Source organism: Shinella sp. JR1-6 (assembly GCF_004284735.1).
In the GTDB taxonomy this organism is placed as follows: Bacteria; Pseudomonadota; Alphaproteobacteria; order Rhizobiales; family Rhizobiaceae; genus Shinella.
The window spans coordinates 1-1,524 of sequence record NZ_SHMI01000102.1 but is presented as its reverse complement, the minus strand read 5'-3'; the positions used below and the strand labels follow the sequence as shown (position 1 = coordinate 1,524).

The following is a 1,524-nucleotide window of genomic DNA, read 5'->3' as shown; positions in this document are numbered from 1 at the left end:
CCTGCACCGTGGCAGAGTGAGGTCGCTAGAAAACTCTCTGGAGGCCAACCATGCCGATAACAGCAGATCAATCTCAAGCTCAGACCGCTACTCTCATCGATCTTGGCGCAATTTTCGTCTCGTTGGAATTAAGCAAATCGACATGGCTGGTGACGGCTCTGTTGCCTGGTAGTGAGAAGATGTCCCGCCACACCGTCGCGGGAGGTGATATCGGCGGCTTATTTGCATGCTTCGCAGCGCTTCGCCAGAAAGCAAAACGGCGGAAGGACAGACTGTACCCACTGGTCGTAATTCAAGAAGCCGGGCTGGATGGCTTCTGGCTTGGGCGGGTGCTGAGCAAAGAAGCCTGGATAGAAAGCCACATCGTGGAGGCTGCATCGATCGCCATGCCGCGCCGGCATCGCCGAGCGAAGACCGATCGCATCGATGGCGAAACGCTGATCCGCGCGTTGATGGCATGGAAACGCGGCGAGCCGCGTGCATGCTCAATGGTCAAGCTTCTGACACCCGAGGAAGACGACAACCGACGGATTGGGCGGGAGCGGAAAACCCTGATTGCCGAGCGCGTCTTCCACGTCAATCGCATAAAGGGACTGCTCTTCACGCAAGGAATCAGGGAGTACGAACCCGTCAATCGAGATCGACGGCAGCGTCTGGACGAGCTTCGAACTGGCGATGGCCATCCGCTATCAAAACACCTGAAGGCCGAAATCTGCAGAGAACTCGATCGCCTCGAATTGTTGCTCACACAAATCAAGGCTGTAGAAGCCGAGCGAGATGCATTGATCGTCCGTGAGACGGCGGAGACACCGAAGGAAGCGACCGCTCTTTTGGGCATTAAGGGAATAGGGCCGGAATTCGCTACGATACTTTACACCGAAGGGCTGTTCCGACACTTCGACAACCGACGCCAAATCGCCTCGTACGCAGGCCTTGCCCCCTCCCCTTGGCAAAGCGGTAACGTCAACCGCGAACAGGGTGTATCCAAGGCCGGAAATCCGCGTTTACGAGCGACGATGGTTGAGCTCGCCTGGCTATGGTTGCGCCATCAACCAAAATCGACGCTGACGTTATGGTTCAAAGATCGCATCGCTCGGAACGCCGGTCGCTTAAAGACGCCGATGATCGTGGCGCTCGCGCGCAAGCTGCTCGTGGCTCTCTGGAAGTATGTCACCTCCGGCGTCGTGATCGAAGGTGCAATCATGAAAGCCACCTGAAACCGGAAATGCCTGTCAAACGAAAAACCTTATCCTCAGGACCTGATCAGTCCTGACGGATCCAGGTGGACGGACCGGGAATCCTTTTGGCCTCCAAACGCCGATCTTGAGTTTGGTCCCGTTCTCCTGAGCCCGTGCCCGTCGAATGCGGGATAGTGGTGCGGCCGCTGAGAGCGGCGACCGGATGTGAGGTTGTACAGGCCCGAGAACCGGGCCGGTAATTGCTATGGGCTCAGACCGAGGATCCGCTCACCAAGGAGAAATTCTATGCCACTCGGATGAACGATTGACAAAAAACCTGATGTGA

1 protein-coding gene is annotated in these 1,524 nt (G+C 56.8%); it reads left to right on the top strand.

The window, feature by feature from the left end:
- Positions 1-50: 50 nt before the first annotated feature.
- Complete coding sequence (locus tag EXZ48_RS34490; protein ID WP_130521564.1) at positions 51-1,217, top strand: IS110 family transposase; 1,167 nt, start codon at positions 51-53, stop codon at positions 1,215-1,217.
- Positions 1,218-1,524: the final 307 nt, after the last annotated feature.

Excerpts from the sequence above, each read along its gene's own strand:
- EXZ48_RS34490 (WP_130521564.1), top strand. The coding sequence starts at position 51 with ATGCCGATAACAGCAGATCAATCTCAAGCTCAGACCGCTACTCTCATC.